Below are 20,616 nucleotides of genomic sequence, written 5' to 3'. Positions count from 1 at the left end.
GCACGATGCGTGGCCGCATCGGATGGACGCTGGTCTTCGTGCTGGTCTTTGCCGTCCTGTTCGTGGTCGGCCCGCTTCCGGCGATGGTCGAGAAGCGCATGAACGTGATCGACGGGAAGCCGCTGATTGCCGTCAGCCCGCATGCCCGCGCGCTGCACCGGACGCTGACGATCGTCGATCTGCATTCGGACACCCTGATGTGGCGGCGCAATCTCGATACGCGCGCACGGCAGGGCCATGTCGATCTGCCGCGCCTGATCGATGGCAACGTGGCGTTGCAGGTGTTCTCGTCGGTGACCAAATCGCCCTCGGGCCTCAACTACGATTCGAACGGCGCGGATTCCGACACGATCACTGCGCTGGCGGTCGCGCAGATGCAGCCGGTGCGGACCTGGGGATCGCTGGTCGAGCGGTCGCTATGGCACGCGCAAAAGCTGGACCGCGCGGTTGCCGGATCGAAGGGGCAGTTGCTCAAGGTCGGCGATGCGCAAGGGATCGACGCGCTACTGGCCCGGCGTGGCGCGAACACGGTGCCGGTGGGCGCGCTGCTCTCGATCGAGGGGCTGCACGACCTCGAGGGCAAGGCAGAGAACCTCGACCGGCTCTACAAGGCAGGCTTCCGCATGGCGAGCCTGACGCACTTCTTCGACAACGAACTGGCAGGGTCGATGCACGGCCTCGACAAGGGCGGGCTTACGCCGCTCGGGCGGCAGATCGTTCAGATGATGGAGGCGCGCGGCATGATCGTCGACATCGCGCACCTCTCGCATACCGGGGTCGCCCAATTGCTGGCGATGGCGCGCCGTCCGGTCATTTCCAGCCACGGCGGGGTGCAGGCGACCTGCAACGTCAATCGCAACCTCACCGATGACGAGATCCGCGGTATTGCCCGTACGGGCGGTGTGATCGGGATCGGCTATTGGGATGCGGCGATCTGCGACACCTCGCCGCGCGCGGTGGCGCGGGCGATGGACCACGTGCGCGATCTGGTGGGCGCGCAATACATCGCGCTCGGCAGCGACTTCGACGGCGCAACGACAACGCGGTTCGATACCTCCCAACTGGAGCAGGTGACGCAGGCGCTGCTTGACGAAGACTTCACCGACGATGAAATACGCGCCGTGATGGGGCAGAATGCACTTCGGGTAATCCGCGCAGGGATCGCGCCCATGGTGGGTGGGGGCAAGTGATCCGTCTCGACAGTCTTGCGCCCGTGCCCGGGGCCTTGCGTGGTGGCGTGGTTGCGCTCGGCAATTTCGATGGCTTCCATCTCGGGCATCAGGCGGTGGTCGGCGAGGCGATCCGCTGGGCGAGGGCCGAAGGGCGCCCGGCCATCGTCGCCACGTTCGATCCCCATCCGGTGCGCCATTTCGCGCCCGATTCGCCGCCATTCCGCCTGACCACGCTGGACCAGAGGCAGGAACTGTTCGGCGCGGCCGGGGCAGATGCCATGCTGGTCATCCATTTCGGCGCGGGCGTAGCAGGGCTGACCGCCACCGAATGGATCGAGCAGGGTCTGGCAGGGCACCTCGGCGCGGCGGGCGTGGTGACGGGCGAGGATTTCACCTTCGGCAAGGGGCGCAGCGGCAATCCGCAGGTGCTCGTCGACCATGGCGCGAAAGTGGGGTTGCGCGCCCGCGCGGTCGGTGCGGTCACGCAAGGCGGCGAGGTCGTCTCCTCCAGCCGCATCCGCGATGCCCTGCAAGCGGGCGACTGCGAAACTGCGACGCGGCTGTTGACGCGGCCATTTGCTATTCGCGGCACGGTGCAGCACGGCGACAAGCTGGGCCGCACGATCAACTTCCCGACCGCCAATCTCGACATCGGCATGTACCTGCGGCCGCGCTATGGCATCTATGCGGTGACGGGCACGCTGCCTGGCGGACGCGTGCTGAAGGGCGCGGCCAATATCGGCATCCGCCCGACATTCGATCCACCCAAGGAACTGCTCGAGCCACACTTCTTCGACTTTGCCGAAGACATTTACGGGCAGGAGATCGAAGTGGCCTTCCACCATTTCCTGCGGCCCGAAGCGAAGTTCGACGGGCTCGACGCGCTGGTCGCACAGATGGAGCGGGATTGCGACCGGGCGCGGGAATTGCTCGGCCAGAGCGTCGTGCGGTAAATCAGAATCACGAAGTGTAGTGCAGATATTCTGCACATCACTCTAGGGCAGCCGCTCGGCAGGATAGGGTGTGCCGTCCTTGTGAAAATAGCCATCGGCGGTGAACACCATGTCGATGTCGGAATAGGCGCCTCCGCCATCGCGATCACCGCCGCTGATGCAGACGAACACGCAGTCGGCAGGGCTTTCGTTGATCAGGTGGTGGCCGTTCTCGACGCCCTTGGGCCAGGCCAAAACGTCGCCCGGGCGCACGATGGTCCGGCCTTCATCCTCTATCAGCACGGCCTCGCCCGCGATCATCACCAGCAGTTCGTCTTCGCCATCATGCCAGTGCCGCTGGCTCGACCATGCGCCGGGTTTCAGGACGACATGGCTGGCGCAGAAATCGGTGAGTCCGGCCGCGGGAGCCAGCCTGCGCCACCAGCGGCCTTCGACGGCGCGGTCGAACGGCGCGGGGTAGCCGGTTGCGTTGCTCTGCGCGATGGCATCAAGATCGATCCTGGGCATGGTGGCGGCTCCTTTCAGCGGCAAGCCAGCTTAGCGCAGGCCTGAGGGCCTCGCCACTTCCCCAAGCCGCGCATTTGCTCTAGTGCGCAGCCGTCATGACCGAGAAGCGCGATTTCAGACCGACCGTCTTCCTGCCGAAGACCGATTTCCCCATGAAGGCGGGACTCCCCCAGAAGGAGCCGGGCATTCTGGCGCGCTGGCAGGACGAGGGCATTTACCGCAAGGTGCGCGAGGCGCGCAAAGGCCGCGAGAAGTTCATCCTGCATGACGGCCCGCCCTATGCCAATGGCGACATGCACATCGGCCATGCGCTGAACCATATCCTCAAGGACATGGTCTGTCGCACCCAGTCGCTGCTGGGCAAGGACGCGCCCTATGTGCCTGGCTGGGACTGCCACGGCCTGCCCATCGAGTGGAAGGTCGAGGAAGAGTATCGCAAGAAAAGGAAGAACAAGGACGAGGTTCCGCCAAAGGAATTCCGCGCTGAATGCCGCGCCTATGCCCAGAAGTGGGTCGACGTGCAGCGCGAGCAATTGAAGCGCCTTGGCATCAATGGAGATTGGGACAACCCCTACCTGACGATGGATAGCCAAGCCGAGGGCACCATCGTGCGCGAACTGCTGAAGTTTGCCGAAAGCGGCCAGCTATATCGCGGGGCCAAGCCGGTGATGTGGTCGCCGGTGGAGAAGACCGCGCTGGCTGAGGCTGAGGTCGAGTACGAGGATATCGTTTCGACGCAGATCGACGTGGCGTTCGAGATTGTTGAATCGCCGATTGCGGAACTGGTCGGCGCGCATGCGGTGATCTGGACGACGACGCCTTGGACGATTCCGGTGAACCAGGCTTTGGCTTATGGGCCGGAGGTTGAGTATGTTCTGGTGCGCGAGACAATCAGTGCGCCCGATGCGCCTGTCCAAACAGGCAGGACGCTGCTCGTTGCCGACGCACTTTGGCTGCAACTCGGTGAGCGCTCAGGTTTTCTGACTGACGAAGGCGAGACCTTCTACGAATATGAGCGCCTCTGGGAAGGCAAGGGCTCTGACCTCGCAGGAACCATCTGTCAGCACCCGATGCACGCGCTCGGCGGGTTCTTCGCCAAGCCGCGTCCGATGCTGCCGGGCGATTTCGTCACCACCGACAGCGGCACCGGCCTTGTTCACATGGCGCCCGATCATGGCGAGGACGACTTTGCGCTGTGCAAGGCGCACGGGATCGAGCCGGTGTTCGCGGTGCAGGGCGATGGCAAGTATCGTGAGGACTGGGGCTGGCTCGGCGGGCAGGGCTCGGTCATCAACCCCAAGTTCAACGCGCCCGATGGTCCGATCTGTGAGGCCCTGCGCGAGGCTGGCGGGCTGCTGGCGGCGAGTGCCGATTACAAGCATTCCTACCCGCATTCGTGGCGTTCGAAGGCCAAGGTGATCTATCGCTGCACGCCGCAGTGGTTTGTACCGATGGATCGCGCGATTGCGCAAGGCGTCTCGACTTCGCTCGACACGAACGGAGATCAAGACACCACACAACAGCCGTTCGCGTCGAGCGAAGTCGAGACGCCGGGCGCGACCCTGCGCGAGATCGCCCTCAAGGCCATCGCCGACACCCGTTTCGTGCCCGAAAAGGGCCGCAACCGCATCGGCGCGATGGTCGAGGGCCGCCCTGACTGGGTGCTGTCGCGCCAGCGCGCCTGGGGCGTGCCGATCACGCTGTTCGTCGATCGCAAGTCCGGCCAGTACCTCAATGATCCGGAAGTGAACGCGCGCATTGTCGCCGCCGTCATGGCCGAGGGCGTGGATGCTTGGGACGAGGAACGCGCGCAGGAGTACCTGGGCGACAAGTACAAGCTCGAGGACTACGAGCGCGTCACCGATATTCTCGACGTGTGGTTCGATTCCGGCTCCACCCATGCCTTCGTGCTGGAATCGGGGCGCTGGCCGGACCTGCAATGGCCTGCGAACCTCTATCTTGAGGGATCGGACCAGCATCGCGGCTGGTTCCAGTCCTCGCTGCTGGAAAGCTGCGCCACGCGCGGGCGTGCGCCTTATGATGCGGTGCTGACGCACGGGTTCACCATGGACCAGAAGGGCATGAAAATGTCCAAGTCGCTCGGCAACACGATCAGCCCGATCGATCTGATGCGTGATTACGGCGCGGACATCCTGCGGCTCTGGGCGCTCTCGGTCGATTTCACCGAGGACCACCGTATCGGCAAGGAGATCCTCCAGGGCGTTGCCGACCAGTACCGCAAGCTGCGCAACACCTACCGCTACCTGCTGGGCGCGCTGGAAGGCTTCAGCGAGGACGAGCGGCTGCCGGTGGCGGAGATGCCCGAGCTGGAGCAGTACATGCTCGGCCTGCTCGGCAAGCTGGACACGACGCTGCGGCAGGCCGTCGAGGACTTCGATTTCAACACTTATGTCCGGGCGCTGACCGAGTTCTGCAACGAGGACCTGTCGGCTTTCTTCTTCGATATCCGCAAGGACTGCCTCTATTGCGATGCGCCGACCGATCCGAAGCGCCGCGCCTATCGCACCGTGCTCGACACACTGTTCCACGCGCTGGTCCGCTATGGCGCGCCGGTGCTGGTGTTCACGGCGGAAGAGGTGTGGACCTCGCGCTATCCCGATGGCGGCAGCGTCCACCTGCTCGAATGGCCGCAAGTGCCGGTCGTGACGGTCGATGAGGCGCGCTGGACCGAACTGCGCAGTTTGCGCCAGACGGTAAACGAGGCGATCGAGCCGCTGCGTCGGGAAAAGGTGCTGGGATCAGGGCTTGAAGCCAATGTCACCGTGCCGGCAGATGCGCCGGAAGCCGATCTGGCCGAGCTGTTCATCACCGCGACAGTAACGCGCGGGCAGGGCAGCGAAGTGACTGTCGAACGCGCCTCCGATCACAAGTGCGGCCGCTGCTGGCGCCTCCTGCCCGAGGTGACGGAGGACGGCGACCTGTGCGGACGGTGCGAGAGCGTGGTTTCCTCGATCGACGCGGGCGCGGCGGCCTGATGCTGACGCGCGCACGCATCGAGGGCTTGGGCCTTGCAGCGCTGGTCTTCGCCGTGGATCGCGCGGTCAAGGCGTGGATGACCGGAGCGCTCATGCTGCAAGAGCGTGGGCTGATTGATCTGCTGCCCTTCTTCGACCTGCGCTACGCCGAGAACTATGGCGTGTCGTTCGGCATGTTCACCGCAACCTCGCTGGAAATGCGGCTTGGCCTGATTGCCGTTACGGCCCTGATCGCCACCGGCGTGTTCATCTGGATGCTGCGCGAGAACGCGCGCGGAGACATTCTGGGGCTCGGCTTGGTGCTGGGCGGGGCGCTCGGCAATATCTATGACCGGCTGACCTTCGGCTATGTCATCGATTACGCCGATCTTCACATCGGCGCATGGCGGCCGTTCCAGATATTCAATCTTGCCGACGTCGCGATCACCTTCGGCGTCCTGATACTGCTTGCCCGCTCGTTCAAATCGCGCGAAAAGCCACTCGATAGCGGCGACAATACCGCCACGGAGAATGCATGATGCGTAAAGCTGCCGCCCTTGCCCTCGTCGTTTCGGCGGCGACCCTGCTGTCCGCCTGTGGTGGCGGTGGTGGCCTGTTCAATCGCGACCGTCCCGACGAAATGGCCGTGACCCGCGCCGCGCCGCTGGTGGTGCCGCCCGATTTCGCGCTGACCCCGCCCAATCCCGGCGCGCCTCGTCCGCAGAATTCGGAAACCGGCAAGCAGGCGCTCGACGTTCTGTTCGGCGGCCCGTCGGCCCGCTCTGGCGTGGAAACCGATACTCTCAACCGTGCGGGCACCGCGGCCGCCTCGATCCGTTCGACCGTGGGCGATCCGGAAACGCAGACCGTGGCCAAGGGCCAGGTCGTGCGCGACATTCTGGCTGCTCCCGAAGGTGACGGTCAGGCCGCCACGGCCTCGATCCCCGGCTGATCGAACGCTCTTTCGGACGCAAGGCAAACCCCGCTTCGGCGGGGTTTTCTTTTACACCCGCCAGTCGATCGTGCCGCGACCGTGCGCTTCGAGAAAGGCATTGGCCTTGCTGAAATGACGGCAGCCGAAGAAACCGCTGTAGGCAGAAAGCGGGCTGGGGTGCGGTGCTTCGAGCACGAGGTGGGGGCCTTCCACGAGCCCGGGCACTCGCGAGGCCTTTTTCTGCGCGTGGGCACCCCAGAGCATGAAGACGGTCGGCTCGGGTCTCGCGGCGACTGCGGCAATCGCGGCATCGGTGAACTGCTCCCAGCCGCGTTTCTGATGCGATCCCGCACGTGTGGCCTCGACCGTCAGGGCATTGTTGAGCAGCAGGACGCCCTGCCGAGCCCAATGCGTGAGATTGCCGTGCGACGCGCGCGCTATGCCAAGGTCTCCCTCCAGCTCCTTGTAGATGTTGGCAAGGCTCGGCGGAACCTTGACACCGTCAGGCACGGAAAACGCGAGGCCGTGGGCCTGGCCCGGCCCGTGATAGGGATCCTGACCCAGTATCACTACGCGAACCTGATCAAGCGGGGTCAGCTCGAAGGCGGCCAGACGCGCGCCTTTCGGTGGGTAGATCGCCTTGCCCGCGCCTTCCTCGGCCTGAAGAAAACTGCCAAGCTGGCGCAGCGGAGGAGACTGGAGAACGGGCTCGAGGCTGGCGCGCCAGGAAGGGGGCAGGGGAGCGGTCATGTCTTCGCAAGGTTAGACGTTTACAGACCCGCGCGGCAAGCGGGGTTGCCTGCGTTCGATCCAGCTTGCTAACAGCCGTTGGCTGCGCCGTTACGGGACGCAAGAAGGAGTGACGGATGAAGATCGCGATGGTGGGTTCGGGTTACGTCGGACTGGTGTCCGGAGCCTGCTTCGCCGATTTTGGCCATGACGTGGTCTGCGTGGACAAGGACGAGGCCAAGATCGGTCGACTGCTTGACGGCGTGATGCCGATTTACGAGCCCGGTCTTGCAGAACTGGTGGCCGCCAACGTCAAGGCGGGACGTCTTGCGTTCTCGACCGATCTGGCAAGCGCGATCGAAGGTGCGCAGGCGATCTTCATTGCAGTGGGCACGCCTTCGCGTCGCGGCGATGGCCACGCCGATCTCAGTTACGTTCATGCCGTGGCGCAGGAACTGGGCGAGCATCTGACTGAGCCTGCGGTTATCGTCACCAAATCCACCGTACCGGTTGGTACGGGCGACGAAGTGGAGCGGATCATCCGCGAGAGCGGGACAGCCGTGCAGTTCGCCGTCGTCTCCAACCCGGAATTCCTGCGCGAAGGCGCTGCAATCGGTGATTTCAAGCGGCCGGACCGCATCGTCATCGGCGCGGAGGAAGAATGGGCGCGCGGCGTCATGCGCGAGGTCTATCGCCCGCTGTTCCTGAACCGTGCTCCGATCCTGTTCACTTCGCGCCGCAGCAGCGAGCTGATCAAGTATGCGGCCAATGCCTTCCTCGCCACCAAGATCACGTTCATCAACGAGATGGCGGACCTTTGCGAGAAGGTCGGCGCTGACGTTCAGGACGTATCGCGCGGGATTGGTCTCGATAATCGCATCGGATCGAAGTTTCTGCATGCAGGGCCGGGTTATGGCGGATCGTGCTTCCCCAAGGACACGCTGGCCCTGCTCAAGACCGCCGAGGATTTCGAAAGTCCGGTCCGGCTGGTAGAGGCGGTGGTCAAGGTCAACGACAGCCGCAAGCGCGCCATGGGCCGCAAGGTGATCGAGGCTCTGGGCGGCGAGGCGCGCGGCAAGCGCGTTGCCCTGCTGGGTCTGACCTTCAAGCCCAACACCGACGACATGCGCGATGCGCCGTCGATCGCCATCGTGCAGACCCTGCTCGATGCAGGAGCCGAAGTGGTTGCCTATGACCCCGAAGGCATGGAGGCGGCCGCCGCGATCATGCCCGCTGTGCAAATGGCGCCCAATACTTATGCGGCGATCCAGGGTGCCGACGCCTTGGCGCTGGTCACCGAATGGGATGCGTTCCGCGCGCTTGATTTCAAGCGCGTGAGACAGCTCGTCAAGGCGCCGGTGCTGGTCGACCTGCGCAATGTCTATGATCCGGCCGAGGTCCGTGCCGCAGGCTTCCAGTATTCAAGCGTGGGACGCCCCTGAGCGCATTGGCGTCCTGGCCGATTCAGGCCAGATCGGGCTCCAGCTTTGCCGGGCTCGTATCCTCGGCAACGGGCGGGCGCTGCGTACCCCAGTGGATCGAGCTCCACACGCGCTCGTGAAAGTAATAGAGGCCGATCTTGGTAATGACCTCGGTGCCGGCGATGGCCCCGGCCTTGGCAGGACTGCCGGTAAAGAGCCAGCCGAGCAGGAACGTGTCGATCGAGCCGAGCATGCGCCAGCTGATCGCCTTGACCACCGAGCGGGAATGGTTTTCGTGACCGTTGAACAAGATCATGTCTGAATGCCTTTACGGAGCGAACAGGGTGCGGTCATTTCCAGCGATCAGGCCGTCGTGCCGAGAATCCTCGAGACGATCCGTTCCGCCGCATCTTCAGGCGATTCCGCGGTCGTGTCGACTCTGATTTGCGGGCTCTCCGGCGCTTCGTACGGGCTGTCGATGCCCGTGAAGTTCTTGAGCTGGCCCGAACGCGCCTTCTTGTAGAGGCCCTTGACGTCACGGCTTTCCGCCACGTCCAGCGGGGTATCGATGAACACCTCGATGAACTCGCCTTCGGGCAGCATGTTGCGCACCATTTCGCGCTCGGCGCGGAACGGGCTGATGAACGCAGTCAGCACGATAAGGCCGGCATCGGTCATCAGGCGCGCGACTTCGCCGACCCGGCGGATGTTCTCGATGCGGTCGGCCTCGGTGAAGCCGAGGTCCTTGTTGAGGCCATGGCGCACGTTGTCGCCATCAAGCAGGAAGGTGTGCTTGCCCAGCGCGTGCAGCTTCTTTTCGACCAGATTGGCGATCGTCGACTTGCCCGAACCCGAAAGGCCGGTGAACCACAGCACCGCAGGGCGCTGGTTCTTTGCCGCAGCGTGCGCCTCGCGGCTGACGTCGAGCGCCTGCCAATGGACGTTCTGCGCGCGGCGCAGACTGAAGTTGAGCATGCCCGCCGCGACGGTGGCATTGGTGATCTTGTCGATCAGCACGAACCCGCCGAGCGTGCGGCTCTGGGCATAGGCCTCGAAAACGACGGACTTGTCGGTCGACAGTTCGGCCACGCCGATGGCGTTGAGCTCGAGCGTCTTGGCCGCCAGATGTTCCATCGTGTTGACATTGACGACATACTTGGGCGCCTGAACCGTGGCCGAGACGGTCTGCGTGGCGAGCTTGAGCCAGTAGGCCCGGCCCGGAATCATCGACTCATCGTTCAGCCAGACGAGCGTTGCCTCGAACTGGTCGGCGGCCTCAGGCGGATTGTCGGCCAGCGCGATCACGTCGCCGCGCGAGCAGTCGACTTCGTCGGCAAAGCAGACGGTGACCGACTGGCCTGCAACGGCCTGATCGATATCGCCGTCGAGCGTGACGACGCGCGTAACCGTGCTGGTCTTGCCCGAAGGCAGGACGCGGATGGCATCGCCGGGCTTCACGCTGCCCGTGGCGATGAGCCCCGAGAAGCCGCGGAAGTCGAGGTTGGGGCGGTTGACCCACTGGACCGGCATGCGGAACGGCTTTTCCGCGTCGGTCGAGGAAAGCACTTCGACGGTTTCGAGGTGCTCGACGAGCGTCGGACCGGAATACCACGGCGTGTTGGCCGAGAGCGTGGTGATGTTGTCGCCCTTGAAGCCTGAGATGGGCATCGCGGTGAAGCTCTCGATCCCGATCGAGCGGGCGAACTCGGAGTAGTCCTTGACGATGGCGTCGAAGGTGGCCTGATCGTAATCGACCAGATCCATCTTGTTGACCGCGAGCACGATGTTGCGGATGCCGATCAGGTGGCAAAGGTAGGAGTGTCGGCGCGTCTGCACCAGCACGCCCTTGCGCGCATCGATCAGGATCACGGCGAGATCGGCGGTGGATGCGCCGGTCACCATGTTGCGGGTGTACTGTTCGTGCCCCGGGCAATCGGCGACGATGAACTTGCGCTTCTCGGTGTTGAAGAAGCGGTAGGCGACGTCGATCGTGATGCCCTGTTCGCGCTCGGCGGCGAGGCCATCGACCAGCAGTGCGAAGTCGATGTCCTGCCCCTGCGTTCCGACCTTCTTCGAATCGCTTTCAAGCGCGGCGAGCTGGTCTTCGAAGATCATCTTCGAATCGTAGAGCAGGCGGCCGATCAGCGTGGACTTGCCATCATCCACCGACCCGCAGGTGATGAAGCGCAGCATGGTCTTGTGCTGGTGCTGGTCGAGATAGGCGTCGATGTCCTCGGCGATGAGGGCGTCGGTCTTGTAGATCACGTCCTGGTCCGACATCAGAAGTACCCCTGCTGCTTCTTGACTTCCATGCCGGCCCCGCCTGCATCCTTGTCGATGGCGCGGCCCTGGCGTTCGCTGGTGGTGGTCAGAAGAGTTTCCTGGATGACTTCCGGCAGAGTCTTGGCGGTGCTCGCCACCGCGCCGGTCAGCGGGTAGCAGCCCAGTGTGCGGAAACGGATCGAGCGCATCACCGGCTTTTCGCCCGGAAGCAGCGGGAAGCGCTCGTCGTCGACCATCAGCAACATGCCATCGCGCTCGACCGTCGGGCGTTCGTCCGCGAAGTAGAGCGGCACGATCGGCACATCGTTGAGATGGATGTACTGCCAGATATCGAGCTCGGTCCAGTTCGAGATCGGGAACACGCGGATCGATTCGCCCTTGTTCTTGCGGGCGTTGTAGAGGTTCCACAGCTCGGGGCGTTGATTCTTCGGGTCCCATCCGTGGCTGGCGGTTCGGAACGAGAAGATGCGCTCCTTGGCGCGGCTCTTCTCCTCATCGCGCCTGGCGCCGCCAAAGGCCGCGTCGAAGCCGTACTTGTCGAGCGCCTGCTTGAGCCCTTCGGTCTTCCACATGTCGGTGTGCAGCGCGCCGTGGTCGAACGGGTTGATCCCCCGTTCCGCAGCTTCAGGGTTCTGGTAGACCAGCAGTTCCATGCCGCTCTCGGTCGCCATGCGATCGCGCAGCTTGTACATCTCCTGGAACTTCCACGTGGTATCGACGTGAAGCAGCGGGAATGGCGGCGGCGAAGGGTAGAAGGCCTTGCGCGCCAGGTGCAGCATGACCGCGCTGTCCTTGCCGACCGAATAGAGCATGACCGGGTTCTCCGACTCGGCCACCACCTCGCGCATGATGTGGATCGCTTCGGATTCGAGGCGCTGCAAATGGGTCAGGGTAGAACTGGTCATCGCTTCGGCTTTCGCTCCGATATTGCGTTGGTTGGGAGATGAATGCCGCGCCTGTCTGCAGATACTCCCATTTGGGAGCAAGGGAAGTGCCTTGTCTTTGCGCGGGCAAAGGTGCGCTTTGCTGCAGCGCTGTCAGGCCGACAGTGCTTGCGAGCAGCCGGTCAACCGCCTAAGCGCAAGGGATGGCCGTATATCTCCACGAAGAAGACCTGCCCGAGGGCGTATTGGCACCCGGAGCGGTTGCCGTCGATACCGAGACGATGGGACTGATCACGCCGCGTGATCGCTTGTGCGTCGTCCAGATTTCAGACGGTGGCGGTGACGAACACCTTGTCCGGTTCGGGCCTGGCAGCAGCTTCGATGCCCCCAATCTCAAGGCGGTCCTGGCCGATCCGGCCCGGGTCAAACTCTACCATTTCGCCCGCTTCGACCTTGCGGCAATCGAACACTACCTCGGCGTGACAGCCGCGCCGGTATTCTGCACCAAGATCGCCTCGAAGCTGGTGCGGACTTATACCGATCGCCATGGTCTCAAGGATCTCGTTCGCGAACTGCTGGGCAAGGAAATCTCCAAGCAGCAGCAGTCGAGCGACTGGGGCGCGCCGACCCTGAGCGATGCGCAGCAGGAATATGCCGCCTCGGACGTGCGCTATCTCCATGCGATGCAGAAAATCCTCGAGGAACGGCTTGCCCGCGAAAACCGCACTGACCTTGCGCAGGCCTGCTTTGACTTCCTGCCGATGCGCGCGCGCCTCGACCTTGCGGGCTGGGCCGAGCGTGACATCTTCAGCCACGTCGACATCTCGCCCCGCAGAACATTGAGCAGCTGGGGCAGCTCATCGATGCTCGTGCCGCGGATAAAACGACCGGTTCTGGTGATGCGGTCGTCGTCCTTGCTGGCAGAACGCGCGCCTGAAACATCGAGCTTCTCGACTCGCATCGAGCGGAACTTGAAGATCGGGAAAAAGCGGTTGCCGCGGCCCGTGCGCTTCTGGACGAAGAGGACGGGGCCACCGTCTTCGAGCTTGATCAACAAGGCGACGACGGCAAGCAAAGGGGCAAGTGCCAATACGGCGCTGCCAGCCAGTGCGAAATCGAGCCCTCGCTTCAAGGCGCGCGAGCGCAGGCCGAGCGGCCCGCTTGCCACGATGAGCGCGCCATAGCCGCGCTCGCGGCGTGCGCCTATCACACCCAGACTGCTGACCTCGGTATCGACGATCTCGCCGGACACGTTCGCACTCTTGAACACGAGCGCCCAGGCGCTGCGGCGCTCGGGCGGGCAGGTCACCATCACGCGGTCCATGTTCATCATGTAGAGACCAAGCCGGTCCATCATGTGAGGGTCGGACAAGTCGGGTGCCAGATGATGTTCGCGCGCGTCGATGTGGTAGGCGTGCGGCACGCGCAGGGGAGCGCCCTGATCGTCGAGCAGCAGCACGTTGATGCCCACGTCGCCGCAACGCGCCTTTATCACCGGGCGGATCAGCGACCGGATCCACACGACCAGCAGCATGCTCATCAGCAGTCCGAGGACTGCGGACACGCGCGAGAAGTTGTCCGTGCTCTTTGTGGCAAAGCCGACGAACAAAAGCGCGCTTTCCGCCCCGAGCAATGACAGCACCGATCGGACCCGCGCAAAATTGATCTGACGAAGGGCTGTCAGGGAATAGACCTGAAGGGTCAGCGCTATCGTCCAGTAGATCGGCAGCAGCACCTGGCCATGCAGCAGCGAATCCTCATCGAGAAAACGGCCGAGGTAGAGCCAGCTTGCCGTGCACAGGCCGCCCATTACTGCAAGGCCATCGAGCAGGAGCAAGGCGATGTATAGCTGAAGGCGGCGCTGTTCGAGCGGCGGCGCAAGCGGAAGCGTGATCCTGCGTCGGTCTTGCGACTGCCGCATATCGTCCATGGGTACGTGCTTGGTCATCACGCGTCTCGCTTAGGTTTGCCCCAATATGCCCGCACTACAGCAAGCATATGGACTGAACGTCCGAATCCGGCGCGACCGTCCTCAACTTTTTTGCACTGCGGGAAAATACCTACCGATTTGGTGATAGCAAGCGCGATCAGTGGCGAAAGTGCAAAATGTCACTCGAGGTGACGGAAATGTGCCACGCTCTATCGCGCTGCAGCACGCGCTATTTCCGCAAGGCCCTGCGCCAGCGCAAGCTCCCCGTTGCGATTGTCGGAAATTAGTGTGCGGTGCAGCATGGTTAACCGCTCGGCAAGCCTAACCAGTCGAGCGCCGCGCCAGCGACGCAACTGTTGTGTCAGATCTGCCCGGTCCCGAAAGAAGACGCGCCGGGCCGCAGTTTCCTGCTCCATGAACGAATTGACGTCGCCACGCTCGCCCATCCGAGAGGCAAGCTGGACAAGCTGGGCCACCCTGCGCTCGAAGGCCAGAACGAGCCCGACCGGGTTGAGCCCCATTTCGCGCATGCGAGATAGTTCGGCCGAGAGCTTGCGAACGTCGCCCCCCAGAACAGCGTTGACCACGGGCATCAGACTGTCGTCCTCGCTCACCGCACAGATCTCGTCGAGGGCTGCAGCATTGGCTTCGCGCGGGGACTGGGGGCTGGCATCGAGATAGAGTGCCAGCTTCTCGATTTCACTCTTCGCCATGCGAGTATCAAGCGCGGTCGATCGCGCAATACGCTCGGCAAGATTGCCATTGAGCTTCACGCCGGCGGCATCGCCCATGTCGCGAACCGCGTCAGCCACCGCGCGCAGATCGGGTGGATGAAACATCGCGACCATTGTTGCAGGCTTGCCATCCAGCAGTTTCGCGATCCGCGACTTGTCCGTTGCCGAGGTTGCGACGATCAGCACGGGCCAGCCATCGACGGGGCTTTGCAGCAGCGTTTCGACGGCGTCGTGCGCATCGTCGCCAACGGCACGGACGTGAATTATGCGCTTGTCGCCGAACAGCGAAACGGAACGCGCCTCGTCCGCCAGCCGTACTGGATCACGCCGTAGTTCCGCGCCGCTCATTTCCACCTTTTCGCCATCGCCCAGCATGGCAGCGATTCGATTGGCAGCATCACCGGCACCAGCCTCATCGGGGCCGCAGAAGTAGAAGATCCGGCATTCGCGCGCGGCCTTCGCTGCGCTCCCGGCAAATGTCTTCTGGGTAAGCTTCACTTGGCCTCGCGCAGGCGCACCGCAACGCGTGTGACGATCTGGTCGGCCACTTCCTGTGACAGGTTTTCAAGCGCGGTCTGTTCTGCCGCAATCACCGCATACTCGCTGTTGACCACGTCGAAGCCCGCGTCCGAGCCTGCTGTCGCATCGAGCATGACCTTGCCGGAAGTCAGATCCACCAACTGGTACCGAGCGCGCAGGGTGCGGCGCTCACGCGTGATCGTGTCGTTCGAAAGCTGTCCCAGACCCTCGACCCGATCGTCGAGGCGAATATCGAGGCGGAAGCGCTCGCCCCCGTTTTGCCGACCAGCTCCCAACCGGTCGACCAGCGCGTTGCGCACCAGCCAGCCGGATTGTCCTTCGATCGGGGCAACGGCGACATCGGAGAGCGCCTGTGCAAGCGCGCCTCCGCCTCCGCCTGCGTACATCGGTTGCAACCCGCAGCCCGAAAACAGCAGCAGGCAGGCCGCGGCAGGGGTAAGCCGCTTAGGCGACAAGATTCACCAGACGGTCGGGCACGACGATCACCTTCTTCACTTCCGCCCCTTCGAGTGCACGCTGCACTTTCTCGGACGCAAGGGCAAGGCGCTCAAGTTCGTCTTTCGGCGTCCCCTTGGCCACGGTCAGGGTGTCGCGCAGCTTGCCCTTGACCTGAATGGCCACGGTCACCTCGTCATCGACGAGCAGAGCCGGATCGACCTCGGGCCAGAGTGCGTCTGCGACCAGACCGGAGCCGAAACGTCCATAGGCTTCCTCGGCCAGGTGCGGCATCATCGGTGCGACCAGCAGCAGTAGCTTCGCGATCGCGGCTGATCGGCTGGCCGAAGGCGCTGCCTTCTCGATCGCGCCGGTCAGTTCATAGATGCGGGCCACGGCCTTGTTGAAGCCAAGAGCCTCGATATCAGCGGCCACGGCATCGACGGTCTGGTGAGCCTTGCGGTCGAGCGCCTTGTCGTCGCCGGTCGCGGCCGCATCGAATTGCCCGAACAGTCGCCACAGGCGCTGCACGAAGCGGGCGCAGCCTTCGATCCCGGCCTCCGACCACGGCAGGTCGCGCTCGGGCGGGGAGTCCGAGAGCATGAACCAGCGGATTGCGTCCGCACCGTATTTCGCGACGATCTCGTCCGGGTCCACGACGTTCTTCTTGGACTTGGACATCTTGATCACGCGACCGACCTCGACCGCCGCGCCGTCCACCTTCAGCGTCGCGCCTTCACTCGTCCGCTCGACCTCGCTTGGCGAGAAGAAGATCGGCTGGCCGTTCTCGGGATTCTTCCGCTCATAGGTCTCGTGCGTCACCATGCCTTGCGTGAACAGGCTGGCGAAGGGCTCTGTCACCTCGATCTTGCCGATGCGGGCAAGGGCGCGGGTCCAGAAGCGGGCGTAAAGCAAGTGCAGGATCGCATGCTCGATCCCGCCGATATACTGTTCGACCGGCAGCCAGCGCTTGATTTCTTCGGGGTCGAACGGCCGGTCGGCGGGCTGGCTGGCAAAGCGCAGGAAGTACCACGACGAATCGACAAAGGTGTCGAGCGTATCGGTTTCGCGCCGCGCGGCGTGGCCGCATTGCGGGCAATCCACATGCTTCCACGTCGGATGGCGGTCGAGCGGATTGCCCGGCACGTCGAAGCTGACGTCCTCCGGCAGCACGACTGGCAACTGCTTTTTGGGCACCGGCACCACGCCGCAGATCTCGCAATGGATGAACGGGATCGGCGTGCCCCAATAACGCTGGCGGCTCACGCCCCAGTCGCGCAGGCGCCACACCGTCTTGCCTTCGCCCCAGCCTTCGCTTTCTGCCCGCGCGATCACCGCAGCCTTGGCATCGGCCACGCTCATCCCGTCGAGGAATCCGGAGTTCACCAGAACCCCATCGCCTGCCTCGGCTTCGGTGCCGAACGGTTTGTCGACATCTGCCGGGTCACTGGCGACAACGCGCAGGATCGGCAGGGAATATTTGGTAGCAAAATCGAAGTCGCGCTGGTCGTGTCCCGGCACGGCCATGATTGCGCCGGTCCCGTATTCCATCAGCACGAAGTTGGCGATGTAGACCGGCAGGTCCGCGCCCGTGAACGGGTGCCTTGCGGTGATCCCCGTGTCGAAGCCCAGCTTCTCGGCGGTTTCGAGTTCCGCCGCGGTCGTTCCGCCCTGCTTGCACAGTGCGATGAAATCTTGCGCAGCCTGATTGCCCGTCGCCACGCCTTGCGCAACGGGATGTTCGGCAGCGATGGCCACGAAGCTTGCGCCGAAAATCGTATCGGGCCGGGTGGTATAAACTTCGAGGCTTTCGCCGCTCGAAAGATCGAACGCGAACTGCAGGCCCTGGCTCTTGCCGATCCAGTTCTCTTGCATCGTGCGGACCTTCTCGGGCCACTTGTCTAGACCGGACAGACCTTCGAGCAGTTCGTCGGCAAAGTCGGTGATCTTGAGGAACCACTGGCTCAGCTTGCGCTTTTCCACCAGCGCGCCCGAACGCCAGCCGCGGCCATCGATTACCTGTTCGTTGGCCAGCACGGTCATGTCGACCGGATCCCAGTTGACCGAGCTTTCCTTGCGGTAGACCAGGCCCGCTGCATAAAGGTCGAGGAACAGTGCCTGTTCGTGGCCGTAGTAATCCGGCTCGCAGGTTGCGATCTCGCGGCTCCAGTCGAGCGCGAAGCCGAGGCGCTTCAACTGCGCCTTCATGTTGGCGATGTTGTCACGGGTCCAGCCGCCGGGGTGAACGCCCTTCTCCATCGCGGCGTTTTCAGCCGGCATGCCGAACGCGTCCCAGCCCATCGGGTGGAGCACTTCGTGCCCGCGCATCCGCTTGTAGCGCGCCAGCACGTCGCCCATCGTGTAGTTGCGCACATGGCCGATGTGGATGCGTCCCGACGGATAGGGAAACATTTCGAGCACGTAGCTGCGCGGCTTGGGGCTCGAATCGTCGGCGCGGAACGACTGCTGCTCGTCCCATACCCGCTGCCAGCGGGTATCGGCGACATTGGGATCGAAGCGCTCGGGCGCGTTGGCGGCAGCAGGGTTCGCGGTCATGCGCGCTCCTCTAGGGAGCGCGGGCCTGACACGCAAGATTCGCCTGAGCCTTAGATCAGCCCGCGATGGCGGCGCGGCGCAGATCGCGGGCCTTGGTCAGGATGATGTCCTCGAGCTTCTGGACGGTCACGGCCTGAACCGGAGCGTCGACCCACTGGCCGTTGGTCGAAACCTGGCGGCTGGCGGCAACGCGCAGCGCGTCGGCGCGCAGGTCTTGGTCGACGATCGAGACCGTCACCTTCATCCGCTCACCCGGGTTCCTGGGGTTGGCGTACCAGTCGGTGACGATCACGCCGCCGTTGCTGTCGGTCTGGAGCAGGGGCATGAACGAGAGCGCATCGAGGCTGGCGCGCCACAGATAGGCGTTGACGCCGATCGTGGTGACCTGGCTGGCCGCGAGATCCGCCTTGGGGCGCTCCTTCTTGCCGCAGCCCGTGGCAAGGACTGCCATGGCCCCGATGACTATGGCGCGGACGACAAACTTGCGGGAATTGCGCGCGGTCTTGGCGGTCTTGGTCACTTCGTCACGGTCCTTGGCTTGCGGCGGCAGATGTCCGATCCCCCGCGTTGGGCCGCATCTTGCGAAGCGGCGTTTGAACGGCCTCTATCACCCCCGCGCAGCGTGCGGCAAGCACGTTGAGCGACACAGGCTTCTGAGGCAGATGTCGGCGCGCAATTGCCTGCTGGCGGCGTGAACCGATCCTGAATGCGTCCAGACCTGTGGACATTGCGCCACAGTTGCCAAGGAAGCGACCGAACTGGCTGCAGGGTATGGATATTCCTCTTCGCCAAACGTATTGTGCAAATGGAAGTTTCCGCTTGGCAGAGTCGCAATGGTTCTGCGTCATGCAGGGAACTAATGCAGATAGTGGCCGTAGCCAGGCCCGGACGGGGAAGAAGCAGATTATCATGGTGGGGATCGGCACGAAATCGGAAGCGAAGGGCGCAATGCGCCGCCGCTTGCGCGCGCCGCTCGCCTGCGCCGCTGCTGCCGTGCTCGGACTGGTTCTCGCACCGACTGTCAGCAGCGCCTTTTCCAGCGGTTTCGACGCCGCACCCGTCAGCCTTGCTGCTCGTGGCGGAATCGGTTCCTTCACGCCCGCTTCGGTGGATGAGCGTCTGGCCTCGCAGATTACCGTCCGCGCTTTGAAGAGCGGCAAGCTCTTCCGCTTCACGCCCGCGGGGAACGACACCCGTCCGGGCCGTGCGATCACTGTCGCTGTGCGGCTCGATTCGCAAAGCGCACGCGCCTTCTCCGTGCGTTCGGCCCTGGCCGATGCCGCCGTTCAGCCTGGCGCTGCCGCAGTCCGGATCGCGCCGGTGGCGTTCAATCTTGGCATGGCTCGCGGATATGCAAGTTTCGCGCCTTCGGCCGCTCCGTCGATGCTGCATGACCTGCAGCGGATCGACATGCCCGATCTTGCCAAGATGAAGTCTGCCGGTTCGCCTTCGCGCCTCGCGCCGCGGATCGAGATGGATGGACGTGATCGTGCCGGTCGCGCACCGCGCACGCTCGAAGGGCAGGGTGATTACCAGCTCGATCTTGGCGGCAGCTACCGCCTGACCCGCAACCTGAACGTCACCGCCGGCGTGCGCTACTCGCCCGAGCGTGACCGTCTCCTGCCGCTCACCGATGGCAAGCAGGACAATCAGGCCGTTTACGTCGGAACCCAGTTCCGCTTCTAATCGCTCGATTACTTGCAATTCAGCAGGTTGCTCTGCAGCAATTCGTTGCTGCACCCGCAGCATTTACGTATTCGGCAGCTTGTAGCTCATCCGACATGGACCTACCGTAGTTCCCTAGAGGGATCATGGGAGGTACAAGCATGTCACGAGTTGCAGTCGTCACCGGTGGATCGCGCGGTATTGGTCAGGCCATCTGCCTTGCCCTCAAGGCACAAGGGCGCACCGTGGTGGCGAACTATGCTGGTAACGAGGAAAAGGCCCGGGCCTTTACCGCCGAAACCGGCATTCCGGCCTATCGTTTCGACGTCGGCGATCATGAAGCGACGCAGGAAGGTTGCGCGCGCATCGCTGCCGAAGTCGGCGCTATCGACATCGTCGTCAACAATGCCGGCATCACGCGCGACGGCGTGCTCCACAAAATGAGCTTTGACGACTGGAACGAAGTCATGCGCATCAACCTGGGCGGGTGCTTCAACATGGCCAAGGCCACGTTTCCCGGCATGCGCGAGCGGGGCTGGGGCCGCATCGTCAACATCGGGTCGATCAACGGTCAGGCCGGCCAGTACGGCCAGGTCAACTACGCTGCGGCCAAGTCGGGCATTCACGGCTTTACCAAGGCGCTCGCGCAGGAAGGCGCGAAGTACGGCGTCACCGTCAACGCGATCGCGCCGGGCTATATCGACACCGACATGGTCGCCGCTGTGCCGCCAGCCGTGCTCGACAAGATCGTGGCGAAGATCCCGGTCGGCCGACTCGGTCATGCTGACGAGATCGCACGCGGCGTCGCTTTCCTGACCGCGGAAGAAGGCGGCTTCGTCACCGGTTCGACCATGTCGCTCAACGGCGGCCAGCACATGTACTGATGCGCGAAGGCCCC

At 63.7% G+C, this 20,616-nt stretch carries 17 protein-coding genes and 2 pseudogenes; 9 read left to right on the top strand and 10 right to left on the bottom strand.

What is annotated here, in order from left to right:
• The first annotated feature begins 5 nt into the window (after window positions 1-5).
• Window positions 6-1,190, top strand: coding sequence for a dipeptidase (locus AC2A04_RS07795; protein WP_484211762.1), 1,185 nt, complete (start codon window positions 6-8; stop codon window positions 1,188-1,190).
• Entirely contained in the window at window positions 1,187-2,125 is a 939-nt protein-coding gene (locus AC2A04_RS07790; protein WP_484211761.1) for a bifunctional riboflavin kinase/FAD synthetase, read from the top strand. Before AC2A04_RS07795 ends, AC2A04_RS07790 begins: the two co-directional genes overlap by 4 nt.
• Before the next feature lie 42 nt (window positions 2,126-2,167).
• On the opposite strand, the gene AC2A04_RS07785 is transcribed toward AC2A04_RS07790, so the two are convergent.
• The gene (locus AC2A04_RS07785) at window positions 2,168-2,632 is read right to left on the bottom strand and encodes a cupin domain-containing protein (protein ID WP_484211760.1); all 465 of its coding nucleotides are present in this window, start codon (window positions 2,630-2,632) and stop codon (window positions 2,168-2,170) included.
• Window positions 2,633-2,727: 95 nt separating this feature from the next.
• On the opposite strand from AC2A04_RS07785, the gene ileS reads away from it, so the two are divergent.
• From ileS to AC2A04_RS07770, 3 genes are read left to right on the top strand one after another with little or no spacing between them, the layout of a single operon-like run.
• A complete protein-coding gene (gene ileS / locus AC2A04_RS07780) occupies window positions 2,728-5,628 on the top strand; it encodes an isoleucine--tRNA ligase (RefSeq protein ID WP_484211759.1) in 2,901 nt (966 codons plus the stop codon).
• On the top strand, window positions 5,628-6,146 hold the full coding sequence (gene lspA / locus AC2A04_RS07775; protein WP_484211758.1) for a signal peptidase II: 519 nt from the start codon (window positions 5,628-5,630) through the stop codon (window positions 6,144-6,146). The genes ileS and lspA overlap by 1 nt, the downstream gene beginning before the upstream one ends.
• Window positions 6,146-6,559: a DUF3035 domain-containing protein gene (locus tag AC2A04_RS07770; RefSeq protein WP_484211757.1), complete on the top strand. Its 414-nt coding sequence runs from the start codon at window positions 6,146-6,148 to the stop codon at window positions 6,557-6,559. The genes lspA and AC2A04_RS07770 overlap by 1 nt, the downstream gene beginning before the upstream one ends.
• Window positions 6,560-6,610: 51 nt before the next feature.
• On the opposite strand, the gene ung is transcribed toward AC2A04_RS07770, so the two are convergent.
• Entirely contained in the window at window positions 6,611-7,291 is a 681-nt protein-coding gene (gene ung, locus AC2A04_RS07765) for a uracil-DNA glycosylase (protein ID WP_484211756.1), read from the bottom strand.
• A gap of 116 nt (window positions 7,292-7,407) precedes the next feature.
• On the opposite strand from ung, the gene AC2A04_RS07760 reads away from it, so the two are divergent.
• Complete coding sequence (locus AC2A04_RS07760; protein WP_484211755.1) at window positions 7,408-8,712, top strand: UDP-glucose dehydrogenase family protein; 1,305 nt, start codon at window positions 7,408-7,410, stop codon at window positions 8,710-8,712.
• A 22-nt stretch (window positions 8,713-8,734) separates the two neighbouring features.
• On the opposite strand, the gene AC2A04_RS07755 is transcribed toward AC2A04_RS07760, so the two are convergent.
• Genes AC2A04_RS07755 through cysD form a run of 3 tightly spaced genes read right to left on the bottom strand, consistent with a single transcriptional unit; the run spans window position 8,735 to window position 11,879 of the window.
• On the bottom strand, window positions 8,735-9,007 hold the full coding sequence (locus AC2A04_RS07755) for a DUF2061 domain-containing protein (protein ID WP_484211754.1): 273 nt from the start codon (window positions 9,005-9,007) through the stop codon (window positions 8,735-8,737).
• A 47-nt stretch (window positions 9,008-9,054) separates the two neighbouring features.
• Window positions 9,055-10,971, bottom strand: coding sequence for a sulfate adenylyltransferase subunit CysN (gene cysN, locus AC2A04_RS07750; RefSeq protein WP_484211753.1), 1,917 nt, complete (start codon window positions 10,969-10,971; stop codon window positions 9,055-9,057).
• On the bottom strand, window positions 10,971-11,879 hold the full coding sequence (gene cysD / locus AC2A04_RS07745; RefSeq protein ID WP_484211752.1) for a sulfate adenylyltransferase subunit CysD: 909 nt from the start codon (window positions 11,877-11,879) through the stop codon (window positions 10,971-10,973). Before cysD ends, cysN begins: the two co-directional genes overlap by 1 nt.
• Before the next feature lie 182 nt (window positions 11,880-12,061).
• Between cysD and AC2A04_RS07740 the strand changes: the two are divergent.
• A pseudogene (locus AC2A04_RS07740) lies at window positions 12,062-12,673 on the top strand (ribonuclease D); the annotation flags it as partial.
• 62 nt (window positions 12,674-12,735) lie between these two features.
• Here the strand turns inward: AC2A04_RS07740 and AC2A04_RS07735 are convergent.
• From AC2A04_RS07735 to AC2A04_RS07715, 5 genes and pseudogenes are all read right to left on the bottom strand, one after another.
• A pseudogene (locus AC2A04_RS07735) lies at window positions 12,736-13,170 on the bottom strand (sugar transferase); the annotation flags it as partial.
• Window positions 13,171-13,997: 827 nt separating this feature from the next.
• Window positions 13,998-15,020: a DNA polymerase III subunit delta gene (holA, locus tag AC2A04_RS07730; protein WP_484211751.1), complete on the bottom strand. Its 1,023-nt coding sequence runs from the start codon at window positions 15,018-15,020 to the stop codon at window positions 13,998-14,000.
• Window positions 15,017-15,448 (bottom strand): LPS assembly lipoprotein LptE, encoded by a 432-nt coding sequence (lptE, locus tag AC2A04_RS07725; protein ID WP_484211750.1) that lies wholly within the window; start codon window positions 15,446-15,448, stop codon window positions 15,017-15,019. The genes holA and lptE overlap by 4 nt, the downstream gene beginning before the upstream one ends.
• A 58-nt stretch (window positions 15,449-15,506) precedes the next feature.
• Complete coding sequence (leuS, locus tag AC2A04_RS07720) at window positions 15,507-18,053, bottom strand: leucine--tRNA ligase (protein WP_484211749.1); 2,547 nt, start codon at window positions 18,051-18,053, stop codon at window positions 15,507-15,509.
• Window positions 18,054-18,108: 55 nt separating this feature from the next.
• Window positions 18,109-18,504, bottom strand: a complete 396-nt coding sequence (locus tag AC2A04_RS07715; RefSeq protein WP_484212234.1) for a DUF3576 domain-containing protein — start codon at window positions 18,502-18,504, stop codon at window positions 18,109-18,111.
• Between the two features lie 458 nt (window positions 18,505-18,962).
• On the opposite strand from AC2A04_RS07715, the gene AC2A04_RS07710 reads away from it, so the two are divergent.
• Together AC2A04_RS07710 and phbB are read left to right on the top strand one after the other, a co-directional pair.
• Window positions 18,963-19,739: a hypothetical protein gene (locus tag AC2A04_RS07710; protein WP_484211748.1), complete on the top strand. Its 777-nt coding sequence runs from the start codon at window positions 18,963-18,965 to the stop codon at window positions 19,737-19,739.
• A 140-nt stretch (window positions 19,740-19,879) separates the two neighbouring features.
• Complete coding sequence (phbB, locus tag AC2A04_RS07705) at window positions 19,880-20,602, top strand: acetoacetyl-CoA reductase (protein WP_484211747.1); 723 nt, start codon at window positions 19,880-19,882, stop codon at window positions 20,600-20,602.
• The last annotated feature ends 14 nt before the right edge of the window (window positions 20,603-20,616 follow it).

Source organism: Novosphingobium sp. HNCC26DJ243 (assembly GCF_057180545.1).
This window is presented reverse-complemented; position numbering and strand designations above follow the sequence as displayed.